Annotated in this window: 20 protein-coding genes; 12 read left to right on the top strand and 8 right to left on the bottom strand. The window is 62.2% G+C overall.

Annotated features, from left to right (window positions below; all coding sequences use genetic code 11):
• Nucleotides 1-36: 36 nt before the first annotated feature.
• Nucleotides 37-1,386 (top strand): AAA family ATPase, encoded by a 1,350-nt coding sequence (locus tag VT84_RS01970; RefSeq protein WP_082838303.1) that lies wholly within the window; start codon nucleotides 37-39, stop codon nucleotides 1,384-1,386.
• On the top strand, nucleotides 1,383-2,132 hold the full coding sequence (locus tag VT84_RS01965; RefSeq protein ID WP_082838302.1) for a hypothetical protein: 750 nt from the start codon (nucleotides 1,383-1,385) through the stop codon (nucleotides 2,130-2,132). The genes VT84_RS01970 and VT84_RS01965 overlap by 4 nt, the downstream gene beginning before the upstream one ends.
• A 2-nt stretch (nucleotides 2,133-2,134) precedes the next feature.
• Here the strand turns inward: VT84_RS01965 and VT84_RS40410 are convergent, their stop codons facing one another.
• From VT84_RS40410 to VT84_RS01945, 3 genes are all read right to left on the bottom strand, one after another.
• Entirely contained in the window at nucleotides 2,135-3,304 is a 1,170-nt protein-coding gene (locus VT84_RS40410; RefSeq protein ID WP_239465642.1) for a hypothetical protein, read from the bottom strand.
• An 81-nt stretch (nucleotides 3,305-3,385) separates the two neighbouring features.
• The gene (gene pyrE, locus VT84_RS01950) at nucleotides 3,386-3,934 is read right to left on the bottom strand and encodes an orotate phosphoribosyltransferase (protein WP_082838301.1); all 549 of its coding nucleotides are present in this window, start codon (nucleotides 3,932-3,934) and stop codon (nucleotides 3,386-3,388) included.
• Nucleotides 3,935-3,960: 26 nt separating this feature from the next.
• Nucleotides 3,961-4,308, bottom strand: a complete 348-nt coding sequence (locus VT84_RS01945) for a 4a-hydroxytetrahydrobiopterin dehydratase (protein WP_082838300.1) — start codon at nucleotides 4,306-4,308, stop codon at nucleotides 3,961-3,963.
• Nucleotides 4,309-4,390: 82 nt separating this feature from the next.
• On the opposite strand from VT84_RS01945, the gene VT84_RS01940 reads away from it, so the two are divergent.
• The gene (locus VT84_RS01940; RefSeq protein WP_082838299.1) at nucleotides 4,391-5,596 is read left to right on the top strand and encodes a DUF6807 family protein; all 1,206 of its coding nucleotides are present in this window, start codon (nucleotides 4,391-4,393) and stop codon (nucleotides 5,594-5,596) included.
• A 105-nt stretch (nucleotides 5,597-5,701) separates the two neighbouring features.
• Nucleotides 5,702-6,385, top strand: coding sequence for a 5-oxoprolinase subunit B family protein (locus VT84_RS01935; protein WP_082843202.1), 684 nt, complete (start codon nucleotides 5,702-5,704; stop codon nucleotides 6,383-6,385).
• Between the two features lie 55 nt (nucleotides 6,386-6,440).
• Here VT84_RS01935 and VT84_RS01930 read toward each other — a convergent pair whose 3' ends face one another.
• Together VT84_RS01930 and VT84_RS01925 are read right to left on the bottom strand one after the other, a co-directional pair.
• A complete protein-coding gene (locus tag VT84_RS01930) occupies nucleotides 6,441-7,844 on the bottom strand; it encodes an ABC transporter permease (RefSeq protein ID WP_082838298.1) in 1,404 nt (467 codons plus the stop codon).
• 3 nt (nucleotides 7,845-7,847) lie between these two features.
• Entirely contained in the window at nucleotides 7,848-8,819 is a 972-nt protein-coding gene (locus VT84_RS01925) for an ABC transporter ATP-binding protein (RefSeq protein ID WP_082838297.1), read from the bottom strand.
• A gap of 138 nt (nucleotides 8,820-8,957) precedes the next feature.
• Between VT84_RS01925 and VT84_RS01920 the strand changes: the two genes are divergently transcribed.
• The 6 genes from VT84_RS01920 (at nucleotide 8,958) to VT84_RS01900 (ending at nucleotide 12,783) form a co-directional block, all read left to right on the top strand.
• Nucleotides 8,958-9,314 (top strand): 2Fe-2S iron-sulfur cluster-binding protein, encoded by a 357-nt coding sequence (locus tag VT84_RS01920; protein WP_052561086.1) that lies wholly within the window; start codon nucleotides 8,958-8,960, stop codon nucleotides 9,312-9,314.
• A 221-nt stretch (nucleotides 9,315-9,535) separates the two neighbouring features.
• On the top strand, nucleotides 9,536-9,988 hold the full coding sequence (gene tnpA, locus VT84_RS01915; protein ID WP_082838296.1) for an IS200/IS605 family transposase: 453 nt from the start codon (nucleotides 9,536-9,538) through the stop codon (nucleotides 9,986-9,988).
• Between the two features lie 313 nt (nucleotides 9,989-10,301).
• The gene (locus VT84_RS01910) at nucleotides 10,302-11,306 is read left to right on the top strand and encodes an ABC transporter ATP-binding protein (RefSeq protein ID WP_052561085.1); all 1,005 of its coding nucleotides are present in this window, start codon (nucleotides 10,302-10,304) and stop codon (nucleotides 11,304-11,306) included.
• 129 nt (nucleotides 11,307-11,435) lie between these two features.
• Nucleotides 11,436-12,221 (top strand): ABC transporter permease, encoded by a 786-nt coding sequence (locus VT84_RS01905; protein WP_232069918.1) that lies wholly within the window; start codon nucleotides 11,436-11,438, stop codon nucleotides 12,219-12,221.
• Between the two features lie 12 nt (nucleotides 12,222-12,233).
• A complete protein-coding gene (locus tag VT84_RS39420) occupies nucleotides 12,234-12,455 on the top strand; it encodes a hypothetical protein (RefSeq protein ID WP_162271561.1) in 222 nt (73 codons plus the stop codon).
• Nucleotides 12,442-12,783 (top strand): type II toxin-antitoxin system PemK/MazF family toxin, encoded by a 342-nt coding sequence (locus VT84_RS01900; protein ID WP_162271560.1) that lies wholly within the window; start codon nucleotides 12,442-12,444, stop codon nucleotides 12,781-12,783. The genes VT84_RS39420 and VT84_RS01900 overlap by 14 nt, the downstream gene beginning before the upstream one ends.
• Before the next feature lie 11 nt (nucleotides 12,784-12,794).
• On the opposite strand, the gene VT84_RS01895 is transcribed toward VT84_RS01900, so the two are convergent.
• Together VT84_RS01895 and VT84_RS01890 are read right to left on the bottom strand one after the other, a co-directional pair.
• The gene (locus tag VT84_RS01895; RefSeq protein WP_052561081.1) at nucleotides 12,795-13,346 is read right to left on the bottom strand and encodes a hypothetical protein; all 552 of its coding nucleotides are present in this window, start codon (nucleotides 13,344-13,346) and stop codon (nucleotides 12,795-12,797) included.
• Between the two features lie 155 nt (nucleotides 13,347-13,501).
• A complete protein-coding gene (locus VT84_RS01890; RefSeq protein WP_082838294.1) occupies nucleotides 13,502-15,172 on the bottom strand; it encodes an amidase in 1,671 nt (556 codons plus the stop codon).
• Nucleotides 15,173-15,375: 203 nt separating this feature from the next.
• On the opposite strand from VT84_RS01890, the gene VT84_RS01885 reads away from it, so the two are divergent.
• Nucleotides 15,376-16,341 (top strand): hypothetical protein, encoded by a 966-nt coding sequence (locus tag VT84_RS01885; protein WP_157469096.1) that lies wholly within the window; start codon nucleotides 15,376-15,378, stop codon nucleotides 16,339-16,341.
• A gap of 101 nt (nucleotides 16,342-16,442) precedes the next feature.
• Here the strand turns inward: VT84_RS01885 and VT84_RS01880 are convergent, their stop codons facing one another.
• Entirely contained in the window at nucleotides 16,443-17,339 is an 897-nt protein-coding gene (locus tag VT84_RS01880) for a DUF1559 domain-containing protein (RefSeq protein WP_082838292.1), read from the bottom strand.
• A 214-nt stretch (nucleotides 17,340-17,553) separates the two neighbouring features.
• On the opposite strand from VT84_RS01880, the gene VT84_RS01875 reads away from it, so the two are divergent.
• Nucleotides 17,554-18,438 carry a sugar phosphate isomerase/epimerase family protein gene (locus VT84_RS01875; RefSeq protein WP_082838291.1) on the top strand — a complete coding sequence of 295 codons (885 nt, stop codon included), beginning with the start codon at nucleotides 17,554-17,556 and terminating at the stop codon, nucleotides 18,436-18,438.
• The last annotated feature ends 302 nt before the right edge of the window (nucleotides 18,439-18,740 follow it).

The following is an 18,740-nucleotide window of genomic DNA, read 5'->3' as shown; positions in this document are numbered from 1 at the left end:
TGGTACAATGCGGGCTGACCCGATCCGGAGCGCACTGTGTACCTGAAGAAGATCCGCCTCCAGAACATCAAGTGTTTCGAGGACGTGACGCTGGAGTTCCCGCACACCGATGGGGACTACAGCGGATGGAACGTCATTTTGGGTGAGAACGGGTTTGGGAAAAGTAGCATCGTGCGCACGATTGCAGAAATGGCGATGAGCCTGCACGCAACAAGTTGGCTGTACGACGATGAGTGGGTTGCTCACTTGAGCGACCACGGGAAAATGAAAGCCACGTTTCGAGAAACACGGTTCGACGATCCCGATTTGCGAGGCGCGGGATCTGAACGACATCCTGGACATCCTACGGGGGAGCACAAGCAGCTCTGGATGGATGTCGCAATCGAACGCTTGAAAGCTGAATTGGATTTAACCACGCGCCGAGCAAAGAAACACAACACACCCGGATGGTTAGTATGCGGATACGGGCCATTTCGTAGGCTCGAACGGCAACCGCAGACGTTTCAGGTGAAGCCTTACCAGCTTCCGTTCGTCACAATGCTCAGCGACGCAGCCGGTATCACGGAACCGATTTCGTGGCTGAAAACTGTTTACGCTCGTTCACTTGATAGGAAGATTGCCGGAAGCGAAGCATTGCAGGTGGCGTTGCCTCTTTTCGAGAGGGTCATCAATCAGTTGCTCCCGCAAGGTGTTCGGCTCAAAGACATCTCTACCGAAAAAGTTCTCTTCGAGACGACCGAAGGCGTTGAACTCGAAGCCATTCAATTGAGTGACGGGTTTCGCAGCTTTCTCGCTCTCGTGCTCGATCTGCTTATGCACGTTTACAACGCGACGTCTCGCTTCCTCGATTACGTCACCGAGGATAAAAAAACTAGCACCATCAGCATCTTGGCCGAAGGTATCGTGTTGATCGACGAGGCCGATGCGCACCTGCACCCGAGTTGGCAACGGGAACTTGGTGAGCGATTGCGGCAGGTGTTCCCCAAGATTCAGTTCATCGTGACAACGCACAGTCCGTTCATCGCACAGGAAGCAACGGACGGCGGGTTGTTCGTACTGCGGCGGAATGAGAAAGGAACCGTTGACGTTGAACCGTTCCCCGAGTCCGTTCGCGGGTGGACCGCAACTCAGATTCTGACCAGCCCACTCTTCGGGTTGCACAGCACGCGCTCGGTCGAGATGGAGGGACTCGTTCAGCGCAACACCGAACTACTCAGCAAGCAAAAATTAACGGCGGCCGAGAAACGAGAACTGAACGAGATCAAAGCTGCGCTGGAAACGCGCCTCTCCGCACCGGGCGAAACGTATGAAGAAATGCAGCGCCAGCAGGATATGGCAAAATACGTTGACGAAACGCTTCACCGTCTCCAGAACGGCAAGAAATGATTCGAGTCAATCGCCCACCGATCACGCAGCACCTGACTGCCCCAAATCGGACCCAACTCGGGTTGAAACACACAGAAACGAACGGATTCACGCAAAGCGACGCCCGAATTGAACCGGTGTGGAACAATTTTCGGCGCACGAACGCGGGCAGAGCTGTTCTCGTTGCACTTCAAACTGTGTTTCGCTTCAAGTGTGCCTTCTGCGAGCGCGTCAACGCAAAAGCGGTCGACCACTTCTACCCGAAAGAACGTTATCCGAAGCGAATGTTCAAATGGAACAATTTTCTCCTCTGCTGTGCCGAGTGTAATCAGGCGAAAGGAAGCTTCTTTCCTGTCCGGAAGGATCAGCGACTCCTCGATCCGACACATGAGGAGCCGCTCGACTATTTCACCTGGGATTTTCGGACCGGCGCGATGGTTGAGGTCACTAACGCTGCTCGCGCTCGCCGCGCTAGTACGACAAGGGAACGCCTAAAACTTGACGAAGGACCACTCCGAGACGAGCGCCGCGTTCAGTTCAACCGCGTCCTCAAACTATTGGCGGATGTCTGTAACGAACATCCTAACATCCGCCTTGAGACACGGCAGCGACTCGAAGAAGAATTGCACCCGAACCGGCCCTATCTCGGAATCATTCGTTTTCTGTTCCGCAAACCGAACATATACCGCCCAATCGTGGACGATGCCCGCGCCAAGTTGCCCGACATCGACACGTGGATTGCCGCGTGGCCGCGACCGCAACAGTAGTTTCAATGCATTGGAGCGGCTGTAAGTATTTTGTGGGTCAGGGTGATACATCGCGTGCGTGGGTACCGTGAGCGGATGCGTTGTGTGAGCCAGTCGAGCATCTCGACCAACGGGAGTTCGTGCACCCACGCCTTCGGGTTCCGGTTCCGGGCGCGAGCGATCCGGAGGGTCAAGCACACCCACACTTGTCGCAACACCAGCGCCACCCCTTCCAAGAGCAACCGGTATTCGGGGCTGGTACTGGTGGTCCACCCGCGGGCCTGGTTCTTCTGCCGGTAACTGGTCTCGATCCCGAACCGCTCCCGGTACCGGCGCCGTCCCAGCCACGCGCGCGTGGCCTCGGACACCGCCCCCGCATCGCCCCAACCCGAGAACGCGTACACCCGCGCGTGCGATTCACCCGGGCGGCGCCACACGAGTACCCGGGTGGACACGGACCGGCGCGTCTTCTCGGTCACCCATTCCATCGTGGCGATCGTACCCGACGGTTGCGCGTCGCACGCGTTGCGCCGGTTCGTGCCGGAACCCTTCTTGCGCATCGGGACCGCGTAGCTGAGGTTCCGTTCCTGCAACAGTAACAGCGTCTCCCCACGATCGAACCCGGCGTCCAGAACCACCCCACCAACGGTCAGCCCGCGCGCGGCCACGTGGTCCAGAAGGGTGTGCACCTGCTGGTGCGGCTTGGTCCCCTTGTGGACCGCCAGCAATCCGACCGTGTACCGCCGGTGCTTGTGGATCAGGACTGCGGTGGCGTAGGCGTGGAAGAATGAGGTGCCGGCCTTCTTGGGTCCGCCGATGATGCCCGGAGTAGCGCGGTCCCCGTAGAACGGGACGTAGTGCACGTCGATGGCGCACGTCCACCGGCGCCTCCGGTCCCGGCGCGTGAACCGGGCCACGTCGTGAAGGGCGTTGACCAACCGGGCCGTGAGTTGGTCCCCGGAGCCCAAGTTGGCACGAACCGCTTGTCGTGCGGCCTCGTGCGAGAACTGGAAGTACCGGGTCGCCACGGCGAACAGGGTTCGTGTGGTGCTCGCGACCCGCAGTACCAGGTCGAGCAACTGGGCGCCGGTGACGGACCGCTTGTAGTCGGTCCAACCGAGGGTCCGTTCCAAGGTCCGGCGCGTCAGGGCGTGGACCACCGCCGGGGTGATCGTAGAGTAACCACGTCGCATGGGAGGTTCCCGTTCAAGTGCCTGAGAACCTTGAACTTAGGAACTCCCATGCGGCACTGCCAAATCTCTTGAAACTACTGATTACGCCTTCGGCGGTTCGATACCGAAGTCGCGGATAGTGAACAGCGGGCGGAAGTCGTACTTCGCGAGCGCCTCTCTCGCGCCCTGGAGCCGATCACAGATGCACACCACGCGAGCGACCGTCGCACCTTTCGCTTCGACCGCCTCGATCGCCTGAACCACGCTCCCACCGGTGGTCAGCACGTCGTCGATAACGACCACCTTGTCGCCCGCGTTGACCTGCCCTTCGAGCTGTTCCTTCCCGCCGTGCTCCTTCACCTTCTTGCGGACGAAAAAGCCCTCCAGGTGCCGGCCGTTGCGGTGGAACGCCGTCAGCGCCGCCGCCGCCATCGGGATCGCGCCGACCTCCAGCCCGCCGATGGCCTGGAAGTCGAGGTCGCGTGTCGCGTCGAACAGGAGGTCGCCTAAAAGCGTGATCGCTTCCGCGTGGAACAGCACCTTCTTCGAGTTCACGTAGTAGGTGCTCTTCTTCCCGGACGCGAGCGTGAAGTCGCCGAACTGGAGGGCGCGTTCGCGGAACAGGTGCTGCAATCGATCGCGGGCAGACATGTGCGGGCCTCAATTAATGGAATCACTCACACCGGCAGTTTGTCGATCTTCGCGGCCACGATGAAGTCGTTCGCGGACAGCCCGCCGATGGCGTGCGTGCTGAGTTCGATCGCGACGTTCTTGTACCCGGTCAGGTGTAGGTCCGGGTGGTGCTCTTCCTCTTCGGCCAGCACCGCGACCTTCTGCAGGAACGCCATCGCGGTCACGAAGTCTTTGAATTTATACTTGCGGCGGATCAGTTTGCCGTCGTCGGCGAGTTTCCACTCCGGCACCGCGGTCAGGTGCTCGGTGATTTGATCTTTGGTAAAGGCCGGGGTATCGCCCTCGCACGCGGTACACTTCTTGGCGGTCAACTCGGCGGCGGATACGCTCATTGGTGTTCCCTCCCGTAATTGGGGCGAGGCCGGTTCTATCTTACGCAAGAAACGTTCCGCGCCCCCTTCCCCGAGTGCCAACATGATTCGCACGCTGCCCGCACTCGCCCTGCTGCTCACGCTCGCTGCCCCCGCGCCTGCCCAGAAGATTGCCGTGACCGGCGGCAAACTGGACGACACGAACGTGGTCGTTACCGCGAAACTCCCGGCCGGAGCCACCGCGCCGAACGCGGTCACGCTGCCGGACGGGTTACACACCACGGCCCAAGTTACCGACGATGGCAAGGCACTCGTGTTCGTGCTGCCGAAGCTCAAAGCCGGTGAAACGATCGAAGTCCGACCGACGACACTGAACTACGTCAAAGCTCCCCCGCAGTTCAAGTTCTCCGAAGAGAAGACCGGCACGACGCTGCTCGCGTTCGACGGCCGGAAAGTGCTCCAGTACTTCAATCTGCCGCACGACCCGAAGGACCACTACTACACGTTCAAACCGTTCCACAACGTCTACGACCCGGCAACGGGCGGGACGATGCTCACGAGCACGTCAGCGAAGACCGACAAGGACGGCCAGTTCCCGCACCACCGCGGGCTGTTCTTCGGCTTCAACAAGGTCACCTACGGCGACAAGCAGTCCGCCGACATCTGGCACGGCACGAACAACGTGTTCTCCCAACACGACAAGATGCTCGCGACCGAAGCGGGCGAAGTGTTCGGCCGGCACCGGTCCGCGATCTCGTGGCACGGCAAGGACGGGGCCACGATCGCGAACGAGGAACGAGAAGTGACCGTCTACGCAACCACCGGCGGCACGCTCATCGACTGGAGCACGGTACTTTCCACGAAGCTCGATAAAGTCAAGCTCGACGGCGACCCGCAGCACGCGGGGTTCCACTTCCGCGCGAACCAGGAGGTCTCCAAGAACGGCAAGGAGAACACCTACTACCTGCGGCCGGACGGTCAGGGGAAGATCGGTGAAACGCGGAACTGGGAGCCCAAGAGCAAGGACGAAAAAACGATCAACCTGCCGTGGAACGCTTGCAGTTTCGTGACGGGCGGGAAGCGCTACACGGTCGTCCGCGTTAACCACCCGGACAACCCGAAAGAGACCCGCGGGAGCGAGCGCGAATACGGCCGGTTCGGGGATTATTTCGAGTACGAACTGACGCCCACGAAGCCGCTGAAGCTGAAGTACCGCGTGTGGGTGCAGGAAGGCGAAATGACGGTGGCCGGTTGCAAGTCACTGGCCGATGCGTTCGTGAACCCGCCCGAGACGAAAGCCACCAAGTAAGCCCTGTCAGCGCTGATTCTGGCTACTCATAGTGTCGCGTGCGAAGTGCTTGTGGACCGCACGCGACACCAACGGTTCATTTCCACTTCCGCGAAGCGAAGCCGGATGAAACTCGCGCCCCTCGGTGACCAAGCGGTGTTGGCGTACCACGCGGACGAACCGACCGCGGTCGAGTTCGCGAACCGCGTGCGTGCGGCGAACCCGGCGTGGCTGTTCGATGTGGTGCCGGCCTACGCCAGCGTCGGCATCTTCTTCGACGCGGACAGAACCGGCACAGCGGACGTCATCGCGTGGCTGGAAGCACTGGTTCATGCCACGCCCGCGCCTTCCGATCAGCCCCCGGCACTCGCGCCCCGGCACTTTGCGATTCCCGTCTGTTACGAGATGCAGCTCGACTTGGCGCGCGTGTCCGAGCACACCGGGTTGCCCCCGGACGAGGTTATCCGACTGCACACCGCGACCACCTACACCGTGTACGCGATCGGGTTCGTGCCGGGGTTCCCGTACCTGGGTTATTTGCCGCGAGAGTTGTGTGGCGTGGGGCGATTGCCGAGTCCGCGTGTCCGCGTGGAACCCAGAAGCGTGGGTCTGACGGCGCGGCAGACGGGCATTTACCCGCTCGCGCGGCCCGGGGGCTGGAACCTCATCGGGCGCACGCCGCTCACGATCGTGGACGTCGCGAGCGGCTTCTTCCCGCTCCGCGTGGGCGACACGGTGCGGTTCGAGCGAATTGATGAACAACACTACCACGAACTGGAAGGCGAGCGGCTTTCGGCAGAGACGAAATGAGTGCGGGCGCCGGGAGCCATTTGTGCTCCCGGCGCCCGCACTCATTTCCCACCGATTAGTAATCCCGGCGGCTCAGGCGCCAGCACGACAGCGTCAGCATCAGTACGATGAAGGCCAGCGATACTCCAAAAGTGCTGCCCCACGAAGGGTAGTCGATCAAATCGAGCGCCCGCATGCGCAGCTCGGCCGGCGTGAGCGTGCCTTCCGAGAGCACCTTGGTTGTGAGTTTGTCCAAATCCTTGTAGCGCGGCAGGATGTTGTTCAGCGTATCGACGAGCGTGAACGACCACTCCGGAAGCTCGTTCTTGGTTTTCTCGTCGGTTTTGATCGCATCGAAGATGGACTTCACTTGTCCGACGACGTACAAGAAAAACGCGAACCCGACCGAGAGCAGAATGGAAACGATCGCGCTGCGCGTGAACACGGCGGCAAACGTGGACACGGCGTACAGGATGGCGAACGTGAACGTTAGCACGGGGATGACGACGAGGAACTTCGGATCCCACACCCCGCTCCGCAGCGCGAGGACGAGCCACACGCCGCCGACCGTGAACGTCGTAACCAGGAACATGAACGTCAGCCCGCCAATGTACTTGTAGACGAGCAACTGGCTGCGCCCGATGGGCTTGGAAATCAGCAAGTCGATGCTCCCCTTGCGGAGCATGTTCGGGATGAAGAACGCGGTGATGACGATGCTGATGAGCAGCGCGAGTACCGCACCGAGGCCGTTCACCAGCCGGTCCTGAATCCAGAACAGCGTCGAGCCCAGATTGAACGGGACGGGCAGCGTCCAGGCGCCGAAGAACAGGCTGACCTTGTGCGGCCACCCGCGGACGGCGCTGCCACCGGTGGTGGTGACATCGAACTCGTACCGCGGCTCCTCCACCCCGGTCGCCGCGCGCGTAACGGTCGCGCTCATGCCCGCGTGGATCGCGAACTGGTTCTTGATAAAGTCACATAGCAAATCGTCAGGAACCGCGCGCTGGTCCGCAATCGAGGTGCTCCCCGGTTGGGCCAACTGGATCTTTTGCCCCTTTGCCTCCACGTCCTTCACGCGCTCCGCGGGCCGGCTCCACAAGAGAACGGTTTCGCGGAACGAGTCGCCCGCGGGCTTGTCGGACTTGCCACCGGCCATCTCCACCGGATCGTCCTTCACCCCCTTGCGCTGTGCGCTGACGGCCACGCGCAACTTGTACCCGCCCGCGGCCGGTTGAACGTCGGCGGCGCTGAAGGAGTTCTCGAACGACGGGGTGATCGCCCGGCTGAACCCCTTGTCCGGGAACACCAGGGGGAACTGCTTGACGATCTGATCGAGCGCCTCTTTGGGCGGCTCCGGGGTGAAGGAGATGCTCCCCAAAAGGGCGATGACCAGGGCGGACATCACGAGCATCGCGTAAATGACGAACCCGTCCACCGCTTCGCGGAACGAGTCCTTCAGGATGGCGATAAATTGCAACACGGCTCAGTCCCTCCCCCCGACCGGGCGGGCGGCCCCGCGCCGCGGCTTGCGATCGACACCGGGTTCGGCCCCTTCCACGGTCGTCATGAACACGTCTTCGAGCGACTGTTTCTTCTCGACGACGTGCGTCGGAGTCAGCCCGCGCTCGAACAGTTGCCTCATTACAGGTTCGATCGTCTGCCCGTCGGACAGCGTGACCTCGGACAGCCCCGGTTGGTCCGGGAGCGGGCGGACGGCGAACCCGAGCTTAATGACCGCGTCCGCGGGGAACGCCTGCCCGGGCATCAGCCCGATGACGAACGTGCCCTTCGTCTTGGTCAGCTCCGCGATCGTGCCCTCGCGAACCAGTTTCCCCTGTTGCAGGATCGCGACGCGGTCGCACACCAGTTCTACTTCGCCGAGGAGGTGCGAGTTCAAGAAGATGGTGTGCCCGCGCTCCTTGAGCTGCGCCATGACCTCGCGGATCTCGCGCCGGCCCATCGGGTCCACGCCGTCGGTCGGCTCGTCGAGGATAATCAAGTCCGGATCGTGCATCATCGCGCAAGCGATACCGAGCCGCTGTTTCATGCCCTTCGAGTACGCCTTGATCTTGGAGTGCATGCGCCCCGCGATCCCGACCAGCTCGAGCGTCTCGGGGATGCGCTTCTTCCGCTCCGAGGCCGCCATCCCGTAGAGGCTGCCGTAGAATTCCATCAGCGAGTAGCCGGTGTGGTACCCGGGGAACGCATGGTCTTCCGGTAGGTACCCGACCCTCCGGCGCGCGGACGCGGCCCCGGCCGGTGCGCCGAGCAGCGACGCCTCACCGTCGGTGAGCCGCACGATGCCGAGCAGAATTTTGATAAGGGTGGTCTTCCCGGCACCGTTCTGGCCCAGCAGACCGTAAATCTGACCCTTCTCGACGCGGATCGAAACGCCCTTGAGGGCCTCGAACCGGCCGTAAGACTTGCGAAGCTCCACCGTCTCGATCACCGACACGGTCGCCTCCGGGCTAGGGTAATAGGGAGCCTGTCAGAATCGGATTCGCTGTCCCGCAGAAGATATTGACAATTACCGTGGGAGCAATGGATTGGGGAGATACGAATCGTCCCTTCGTTCTAATCGGAGTAACTGACCATGTCCAAACTGACCGTTGAAGGAGCCGGAACGTTCGAGGTGCCCGCGGGGAAGCGCCTCGTGCTCGCGCTCGTGGACGAAGCCGGCATCGACCAGTTGCACGCCTGCGGCGGCCGGGCTGCGTGTACGACGTGCCGGGTCGAGTTCGTGGCCGGCGAACCGGACCTGATGACGGAGGCCGAAAAGACGGTCCTGGCCGCGAAGGGGCTGACCGGCGTGCGCCTGAGTTGCCAGATCACCTGCGACGCGGACGTGACCGTGCGGTGCGTGAGCCGGTTCGCGGGCAGCGGGCGGAAGAACTCCGGCCCGCGCCCCGCGGACGCCATCGAGCCGCCCCCGGTGTGGAGAGCGAAATGAGATCAAAGCCCCGGGGTTGAAACCCCGGGCTATTTCCGGTGACCCCATTCGGGGTCCAAAAACCACAAACCGGGGTGTATTTGCGGCCCCAACGGGGCCACCGGGAATAGCCCGGGGTTTCAACCCCGGGTACCCGAGCGCCCCCCCCCCCCGGAATAGCCCGGGGTTTCAACCCGGGTCTTTGGTAGCATTGGTGCTCTCATTACCCCCGCGAGACGCCCATGCCCCAATCGCTCGCCAGCGTGTACCTACACGTCGTGTTCAGCACGAAGAATCGTGCCCCTCAAATCACACCGGAAATCGCCCCGCGGTTGTACCAGTACCTCGCAGCCACAGCACTCGGCAACGAGACGAAGTTACTCGACATCGGTGGAATGCCGGACCACGTTCACCTGCTCCTTTCGTTCGGTCGAACGGTGACGGTTGCCGACACGGTGAAAACCCTCAAGGGCGGCTCGTCGCGCTGGGTCCACGACACCTTCGGTGATTCGTACCAATTCATGTGGCAAACCGGGTACGGGGTCTTTTCGATCGGGTACCCCGAACTCGGTGCGGTGAGAACCTACATCGCGAATCAGGCCGAGCACCACCGCGAGACGACCTACCAAGACGAATTCCGCGCCATGCTCACTCAACACGGCAAGAAATGGGACGAACGTTTCGTGTGGGATTGAGATCACATTTGGGTTGCGCTCGGGCACCCGGGGTTGAAACCCCGGGCTATTCCCGGTGGCCCCGTTGGGGCCGCAAACGCACCCCGGTTTGTGGTTTTTGGACCCCGAATGGGGTCACCGGTAATAGCCCGGGGTTTCAACCCCGGGTCTTTGTCTCGCGCTCCCCACAATCCCTCCTGTCGCTACTTTCGCACCACTCCGTCGGCACAGTTTACCAACTCGCGTTTGTCGCTTTTACAACTGCCCTGGATTCGTTAAAGCCCCGCGGTTATACGCGCTATATGGGTGCGAATGTCTTTGTGGGGAGGCGGCCGTGGCCGACGATGCGACCGAACTGGTGGTCGAGACGCAACACCTGACGAAGATCTACCAGAACCGGCAGATCGCACTGAACGACGTGTCCCTGTCGATCGAGCCGGGGTGCGTACTCGGTCTGCTCGGCCCCAACGGGGCGGGCAAGACGACGTTCCTGCGCCTGATCCTCGGGCTGCACCGCCCGACGGCGGGCTGGGCGAAGGTCTTCAAACAGACGATGTCGCCGAACGCGGCCGACCTGCGCCGCCGGATCGGGTACATCCCCACGAACCCGCAGTTCCCCAAGGGGATGACGCCGATCGTCTACCTGGACTACATCGCGCGCCTCTTCGGGCTGCCCGCGGACGTGCGCAAGCCCCGGCTCGCCACACTCATTCGCGCGGTGGACCTGCTGCCGCACTCCGGTGATTCCATCGCGCACTTCACGCCGGGGATGACGGCCCGGCTCGCGGTCGCGGCCAGCCTCATCAACGAGCCCGATCTCCTGATCTGGGACGAACCGACCCACGGTCTCGACATCGAGGCCCGGCGCTCGATGCTGGAACTCATCAAGTCGCTCGCAGCGGAAAAGACGCTCATCATCAGCAGCCACAATTTGAGCGACGTCGACGAGGTGTGTAATCACGCCTGCGTGCTGAATAAAGGGCAGATGATCTTCCACGGGAGCCTGCAAGATCTCAAAGGGCGCATCCGCAAGAACCACTACGAACTCGACCTGGACGGCGAACAGAAGGCGATCACGAAAAGCGTGCAGGTGATCCGCGCGATGAAGGACGTGACGCACGCCGTTCTGCGGCTCCGGCGGCTGGAAGTCAAACTCGGGGACGAGACGCCCAACGCCCTCGTCCTGGCCCAAATCTTCCAGACGCTCGCGGACCACAAGATCACGCTCATTACGGTGCGCAGCGTCGGAATGCAAACGGAACAGGCTTACTTGGACCTGGTCGAGCGAGAGGAAAGTCGCGGGTTCGCGCGCTTGTACAAGGACGTAGAAGCGGCGTAATCAGGGTTACCGGTCGTTGGTCACGAGCCTTTTGTCGGGGAGTTTTGCAGTCCCTTTACCATGTTCGGCACCAAATGACTCACGACGAAAGACCGGTGGCCAATGTCGAAGGATAAAGGACGAAAGAAGATGGACGCGCCACCGCCGGTCGTCACGGTGCGGTTCAACAAGTTCCTGCCGTACTGGGCCGTGTTCCAAACGGATTTGCGGCAAACCGCACGCAGTTGGATCTACCGCTTGTGGGTGATGATGACCGTGCTCGCGGCGGCGGGGCTGTTACTGTACCGCGTCGGGCTTCACAAAGAAGCCGGCATGTTCCAGAGTGCCGCGGCCCAAACCGGCGACCTGTTCCGCCTCATGATCCTGGGGAGCCTCGCGCTCGTGGTGGTGCTGGCGGTGTCGAGCATCAGCTCCGAGCGCGGAACGGTGGCCGATTCGGTGCTGAGTCGCGGGATCAGCCGGTACCAGTATTTCCTGGCGAAGTGGCACGCGCGATTAGTGGTGGTCACGGCCACGTTCGCGGCGTTGGCGTTCGGCGTGGTGCTCGCGAGTTACTTCCTGTTCAAAGACGACGCACAGACCGATCTCTCGTTCGCCGGCTCGTTCGCCGCGGTGCTGGTCGTGTGCGCGATCCTCGCGGTGATCGTGTCGTGGGGCGTGACCATTGGGGCACTCGCGAACAGCACGATGCTCGGCATCACCGTGTTCTGGCTCGTGCTGTACGGCGCGGGGTTCCTGCTCTCGCTGATGCCCGAACCGTGGCCGTCCCCGGACCGCCAATTGGCCCGCTTAAAGTTCGTGCTCCAGGGGCAGTACAACCCGGCGATCCTGACGCAACTCCTCACGGCATCCGCTGTGTTGTGCGCGGGCGCCGCCACCGTGGGCTTGTTCGGCTTCAGCAAGCGCGACGTGTGAGGAGGACCGATCGTGGCATCTCAAAACGAATTGCACGCGCTCCAACAGCAAATCAGCCGGCTATCGCTGGGCGACCAACTCCGTCTGATTGAAATGGTTCTCGCCGATGTGCGTCACGCGCACTTCACGGACCACGACGCGGCCCGACAGGAGATCAGCGCGCTCGAGGAATGGCACTCCATGCAACAAAGGCTCACCGGGCGCGTGGGGGGAGCCGAGCGTGAAGCAGGGTGAAATTTACCTCGTGAACCTCGACCCGATTATCGGGCTGGAGCTCGGCGGCGCACAGTTCGTAATCATCGTTTCAAACGACATTATCAACGCGAGCTTTCTCCCGGTGACCGTTGTGCCCGCCCGAGACGCAGCGGATGGCCCCGTACCGCGAGTGACCGGAGTTTACGTTCCGAGTGTGGAATCCGGACTGGCTATCGATGTTGTTGCGGACTGCCTCCAACTGCGTGCCCTGGACCGGAGCCGCTTCGTTGATCCGCCAGTCGGAACGCTCTCACCAACCAAGCTCAAGGACGTCGAACGGGCGATTCATTTCGCCGTCCGTGTCTGAGTCATCGCGATTCACTTTCGCGCATCGAGGGTGAAGAACATCTTCTGTTGGGCCGGCTTGCCTTTGTACATCAGTCCGAGGTACAGCCCCGGTTCGACTTCCCGTAACTCGTCGCGCACATCGGGCCAGAGCTTCGAGCGCGAGTAGTCTAGGATCAGCGACGGCTGCCCGTCGAGCAGGCTCTCGCCCTCGTACACGTCGGCCGGGATCGCCCGCGCGCCGCCGAGGACGCGGTTAATCATGGTGCCGTCGTTGCGGAAGATTTTCCCCTGCCAGGCGAGGCGCGTGGCGCGCGAGTTGGCGACGGTGAAACGCGACCCAGGCGCTTTGATCGCCCTCCCGGGAACGAACCCGCTCGGCGGTGTGGCTGAAGGAGAAGCGAGGTACAGCGCTTCGAGTTCGCTCTTGGGCATACGCACCAAGTCGCTCATCTCGCGCCGCGGAGCGGTAGCGGTGACTGGGGCGTCGCTGGCGGCCGCGACCGGCATCGCGACCAACACACCCGCCAACACAGCCACACCCGCGAAACCGAGCACGGTCGCCCGGTGGAAGCTCCAAGCCATTGCCGTATCTCCCCGTTGACACACTCAGATGTGTCAACGGGATCGACACCTTTTACGCGCCTTATCCAGTTTTCGCATTCGGCTCTACCGAGCACACGTGAGCGGCGCTGTCGAAGTCAATTCAATCGCGAAAATCCAACCAGGCGATACCGACCTCACTCCTTCTTGTCCTTCTTCTCGGCCACCCAAGAATCTTGCGGCGGGCGCTTGAGGTGATAGCCGGTCGCGTCCTGGTAGGCTTTCGCGACCGCGAGCAGCGTGCTTTCACCAAATAGCCGACCCGTGAAGGTGAGAGCCGTGGGCGAGTTACCGCGGAAACCGTTCGGCAAACAAACGGTCGGGTGGCCGGTCAGATTGGTGATCGACAAGTCGTTCCCACCGACGTACAGATCGACCTTCTCCATCACCTTCGCCATCTCGTTCATCAAGAGGGTGCGGGCGCGCTGAGCTTTCAGATAATCGACGGCCGATACGAAGCGCCCGCGGCGGAACGTGCTCGGCCACAGCCCGATACCCTCTTTCACACCCTCTCGCGTGATGTCATCGAACGCGGCCGCCGCTTCCACGTCCAAAATCATGCCCACGATCTGTCCCGCCGTCTGCTGCGGTAACTTGATCGGCACCGTCTTCACGCCCAGCTCTTTGAGCACCTTCTGGTCCGTTTCGGACAAATTGCCCTCAATGAAGCCCACGTTCAGTTCCTTCAGGTTCACTTGGGCAGGCCAGTGGAACGGTCGATCCTGTGCGGTCGCATCCTTACCGTCGAAGCCGTGGATCGCTCCGAATACGAGCGCGCAGTCCTCAGCGCTGCGGCACATCGGGCCGATCTTGTCGAGCGACCAGCACAGTGCCATGCACCCGTGCCGGCTCACGCGCCCGAAGGTCGGGCGCAACCCGGTCACGCCGCACCGCGTGCTCGGCGAAACGATGCTGCCGAGTGTTTCGCTGCCCAACCCGAACCCGACCAGTCCGGCCGCGACACTCGACGCGGTCCCCGCGGACGACCCGCTACTCCCCTGTTTGATGTTCCACGGGTTGCGCGTGGTGCCACCGAACCAGATGTCCCCCCACGCGAGTGAGCCGAGCGTCGACTTACACGCCAGCACCGCGCCCGCATCATCGAGGCGCGCGGCCACGGTCGCCTTCTCGCTGAGTTTCTGCTCCTTGAAGTGCCCCGCGCCCCACGTGGTCGGATACCCGGGGTACGCGATCAAATCCTTCGCGGCCCACGGGATGCCATGAAGCGGACCGCGGTACTTCCCCGCGGCGATTTCTTTGTCTGCTTCGGCCGCTTGTTTCAGGGCAAGTTCTTCCGTGAGCGACACAACACACAAGAGCGCCGGATCGTACTTCTTCAGCCGCGCGAGATAGACCTTCGTGAGATCGGTGGACGTGATCTGTTTCAGGCGAATGAGTTCCGCGAGTACCGCCAGCGGCTGAAACGCGAGATCGTCGTCGGTATCGGGCTTCTTTGGTGCGCCCGGCTGCGGGCGAAGCTCCGTCTTCCCGCGCCCGTCTTTGTTCGGTGCCTCCCCCGGAACCGCGTTGAAGTACACCGCGGGCGGGACCGCGTTACCCAGATCGAGCTTGTTGAACGCGGCGCCGCTCCGAAGCGTGCTGGTGAGCGCCCCGGCCACCGTCTTGCGTTCCGCGTCCGTCAGCGTGATCCCGGCGACCCATTCCGCGCCCTGCACCATTTCCGCGGTGACCGCTTCGACCTTCGGCTGAGCGGCGGTCGCCGCAACCGCGCGCTGAAACGTCGCGTTACCGACACCGACCGCGGCAACGGCAGCGAAGAGATCGCGGCGCGAAACATCGGGTGACATCGAGGTGCCTTTCCTTGATTTGGTGGCGCAAAGAACGAATGGTATTCGCCTGACGATTCTACCCACTGTTGCGAGTCGAGTATGCTGCGGATTCCCGCGATTGCAGCGCGTCCACAACCGCCGGACACGTGACCGCCCCCTGAACCCAGTTGCCCGACCGCGTGTCCGGTGTTCACCGCACGAAACCAGACCGGGACACGTCGATGGGCGCTTCACACGAAGAGGGTTGGTGTACCACAACGAACCCGCGGTACCTCCTGAAGCTGTCACGCATCCGGCCGAACGGCCGCAAGTACCTGCTTCTTGTGTGTGCTGCGGTTCGTCATCTGGTACCCGGTTCACAGACCGGGATCGCGGACCGGGTTCTCACAGAAATCGAACGATTCGCGGTCGCACAGCCCCGTAAGGGCGTTCAGACGCACATCTGGCGGGACGTGATTCAGCGCGCGATCCCGCAAATCTCCAGCCCGTCATCACTCTCGGGGCTTTCAGCTAACAGCATGTGGCTGCGCCTACTGGAACACCGGTTGGGCGCGCTATCCCAGATCCGCGCGGCGGACGTGAACGTGGCACTCGACTCGGCATTCTCTCAAATCGAATATCGCATCCGGGCGGATACGGCGACCGAAGTGCGGGCACTGGCCGCGCGCCTCACCCCCGCGCGGCGACTCGCGGTACCCGGCTGGTTCAGGCGATTATTGGGCGCGCTCGTGCCTCCCGAACCGGCCCCAAACCTGTCGGTTCAACAACTCCGGGACGAAATCGTGTCGCGTGTGTCCCCGGAGCGCCAGGAGGCAGTTCGCGCGACGTGGTCCGGGATCACAGACACCACTGCCGCTACAACACAAGCGCACCGTCTCATTGACGAGCACATCCAACAGCAAATGGCCGAAGTGACCGCACGGGCTTGCGATCTGGTGCGCGAAGTGTTCGGCAACCCGTTCCGCCCGCCCGTAATCGATCCCGCGTGGCTCCAGTGGAACCACGGAGCAGTTCACCACATCGCGGAACGGATCTCGGCGAGCGGCGATTTCACCGATCTACCGGTCCTGGGTGACGCGCTCGAAGACGCGGGCTGCGGAAATGAGGAACTGCTGCGCCACTGTCGCGAACCGCACCGGCACGTTCCCGGGTGCTGGGCGCTCGACGCCGTGCGAGGGCGAAATTGAACTCGGTGCTGTGATCGGAAGTCGAAAGGCCGGCGCAACAACGAACCCGGTTGGGGTGACTCGCGAGTCACCCCAACCGGGTTCCGCAGAGAACAGACAGCTTACCAATCGTTGTTCAGAACCTCGCCGCCGGCGCGCGTGCAGGAGTAAGCGAGCGTGACCGGTGACACCGAGGACCGAACGAAGCGCACGCTCCCGTCCGCCAGAACCACGTTCGCGCCGCCCGTGTGGAAGCTGTACATTTCGCTGTCGTTTGTGCAGTTAACGACGCAGGTGCCGGGTGTCTTGTTCGTGCCGCTCGTCACCCCGCTGATGCTGAACCCCGTGTCCGGGTCCGCCCACCCCCACCCGTCGGCCGTGTTGGTCCCTTGGTCCTTGCCCAGGATAAACACGTTCGGGCGCCCGGCGTCTTCCGCGAGCATGATCGTGTTCGACGTCCCGTCGGTGATCGCGGTGATCCGGACCCGCAAGGGGAAGTTCGATGCCGTTTCTTTTTCCAGCACACCGACCGCCGCGCCCGCACCGGGGTACGTCAGCCCGTTGGCGGGCCAGAAGTCGGGCTTCACCTCGTTGACCGAACCGTAGTCCCCCGCCCCAAGCGCGCCGAGGCTCGTGGCGCGGCGGCTGTCCGGGGCCGACGGGCACTTGAACAGCTTGAACGAGGTCTGCGACACAACCGCGTTGGTTCCGCTGTTCCACGCCACGTTCAGATCCCACTGCTTGGCGACATTGTCCTGTTCGACGTAGGGCAGCCCGAGCGTCGTCCACGAGCGCTTGGCCGGAACGGTCGTCCGGCTGGGGGGCAAGAAGCCGTTCGCGCTTTCAAAGTTGTGGATCGCCAACCCGAACTGCTTCAAATTGTTCTGGCAGCTCATGCGGGCCGCGGCCTCGCGCACTTTCTGCACCGCGGGGAGAAGTAACCCAATGAGGATCGCGATGATCGCGATCACGACCAGCAGTTCAATGAGCGTAAAAGCGCGACGCGGGCGCTGGAGCATGAAGCACCTTGTTCGGAAGTCGGGATCGAATGTTTATAGAACTGAAGAGGTGTAGAATTCTTACCGTCGTGGCCAAGAAAGTCTCATTATTATCCGAAGAACATTTTGTGTTGAAAATGTGAAGCCCCGAGACCCGATCGGCACACGTTTCGGGTGCTCCTGGCCCGTCGTGCGTGTAAGCTAGCGGCGCTGCCCACTACTCAGGAGCTTCACAATGTCGCTTTCCCGCCGCCAGTTCCTCGCCGCGTCTGCCACGGTCGCGTCCGCCGGTTTCGGTGCCGCGATCGACCCGATCAAGCGCCCCGGCGACAAGCCGGACCTGAAGCTCGCACTGGCCGCGTACAGCATGCGGCAGTTCCTCGATCTGAAAAAACCGACGATGACACTGTTCGAGTTCATCGACCTCGCGGCCGACCTGCCGCTCGACGCGGTCGAGCTCACGTCGTACTACTGGACCGAAACGACGGATGCTTACGCTGAGAAGCTGAAGGCGCACGCCACCAAAAAGAAGCTCGCGATCTCGGGCGTACCGGTCGGTAACAACTTCTGTGTGCGGGACGAAGCCAAGTACAAACTGGAAATTCAGAAAGTGAAGGATTGGGTCGTGCGCGCGGCGAAAGTGGGGGCCACAACCGTGCGCATTTTCGCCGGTGGGCTCGACAAGGGCGACACTCTGGAGAGCGCACAACAGCGCGTGGTCGCCGCGATCAACGAGTGCTGCGAGGTCGCTGAAAAGCACGGCGTGCTGCTCGCGCTAGAGAACCACGGCGGCATCACCGACACGCCCGAGCACCTACTCGACCTGGTGAAACCAGTGAAGAGCAAGGCCCTGGGCGTGAACATCGATACGGGTAACTTCAAGACCACCGATCCCTACGCGGACATCGCGAAAATCGCCCCCTACGGCGTGGTGTCGCAGGTGAAGACCGAAGTGTATCCCGACGGGAAGATCCAAGACGCAGACCTCGCGCGAGTCGTGAAGATCCTCAAGGACGCGAACTTCCACGGGTTCGTCGCGCTGGAATACGAAGGGAAGGACGACCCGAAAGTCGCCGTGCCGAAGCACGTCAAGGAACTGCGGAAGCTGATTTCGGGCTGAGGACGGAAAAGACGGAAGGAAGAGCCGCAGATCACGCAGATGACGCGGATCAGACAGAAGAGTGATTTTAAGCCCCGATAGGGGCGACAGCAGGTAGCCAGGGGTGAAGCGGTGGCGCAACCCCTGGCGGACCAGGAAGTAACTCAACGTTACGTGCAGTTGTGACGCGGAAGATGTCCGGGGTTCGCGGAAGCCCGCCAGGGGTTGCGCTCGCGTAGCTCGCTCCACCCCTAGCTACTCGCCTACGCCCCCTATCGGGGCTTAAAAATCGCTCTTCTGTCTTCTGCTTTAATCCGCGTGAT

Origin of the sequence: Gemmata sp. SH-PL17, from assembly GCF_001610855.1 — a bacterium.
In the GTDB taxonomy this organism is placed as follows: domain Bacteria; phylum Planctomycetota; class Planctomycetia; order Gemmatales; family Gemmataceae; genus Gemmata; species Gemmata massiliana.
The sequence above is the reverse complement of the archived record's forward strand: the minus strand, read 5'-3'. Positions and strand labels throughout refer to the sequence as shown.

What these genes read in the sequence shown, in the direction of transcription:
- VT84_RS01935 (WP_082843202.1), top strand. Translation starts at nt 5,702, where the DNA reads ATGAAACTCGCGCCCCTCGGTGACCAAGCGGTGTTGGCGTACCACGCG.
- VT84_RS01875 (WP_082838291.1), top strand. Translation starts at nt 17,554, where the DNA reads ATGTCGCTTTCCCGCCGCCAGTTCCTCGCCGCGTCTGCCACGGTCGCG.
- VT84_RS01885 (WP_157469096.1), top strand. Translation starts at nt 15,376, where the DNA reads ATGGGCGCTTCACACGAAGAGGGTTGGTGTACCACAACGAACCCGCGG.
- VT84_RS01895 (WP_052561081.1), bottom strand. Translation starts at nt 13,346, where the DNA reads ATGGCTTGGAGCTTCCACCGGGCGACCGTGCTCGGTTTCGCGGGTGTG.
- VT84_RS01920 (WP_052561086.1), top strand. Translation starts at nt 8,958, where the DNA reads ATGTCCAAACTGACCGTTGAAGGAGCCGGAACGTTCGAGGTGCCCGCG.
- VT84_RS01905 (WP_232069918.1), top strand. Translation starts at nt 11,436, where the DNA reads ATGGACGCGCCACCGCCGGTCGTCACGGTGCGGTTCAACAAGTTCCTG.
- VT84_RS01965 (WP_082838302.1), top strand. Translation starts at nt 1,383, where the DNA reads ATGATTCGAGTCAATCGCCCACCGATCACGCAGCACCTGACTGCCCCA.
- VT84_RS01890 (WP_082838294.1), bottom strand. Translation starts at nt 15,172, where the DNA reads ATGTCACCCGATGTTTCGCGCCGCGATCTCTTCGCTGCCGTTGCCGCG.
- tnpA (WP_082838296.1), top strand. Translation starts at nt 9,536, where the DNA reads ATGCCCCAATCGCTCGCCAGCGTGTACCTACACGTCGTGTTCAGCACG.
- pyrE (WP_082838301.1), bottom strand. Translation starts at nt 3,934, where the DNA reads ATGTCTGCCCGCGATCGATTGCAGCACCTGTTCCGCGAACGCGCCCTC.
- VT84_RS01880 (WP_082838292.1), bottom strand. Translation starts at nt 17,339, where the DNA reads ATGCTCCAGCGCCCGCGTCGCGCTTTTACGCTCATTGAACTGCTGGTC.
- VT84_RS01940 (WP_082838299.1), top strand. Translation starts at nt 4,391, where the DNA reads ATGATTCGCACGCTGCCCGCACTCGCCCTGCTGCTCACGCTCGCTGCC.
- VT84_RS01945 (WP_082838300.1), bottom strand. Translation starts at nt 4,308, where the DNA reads ATGAGCGTATCCGCCGCCGAGTTGACCGCCAAGAAGTGTACCGCGTGC.
- VT84_RS40410 (WP_239465642.1), bottom strand. Translation starts at nt 3,304, where the DNA reads ATGCGACGTGGTTACTCTACGATCACCCCGGCGGTGGTCCACGCCCTG.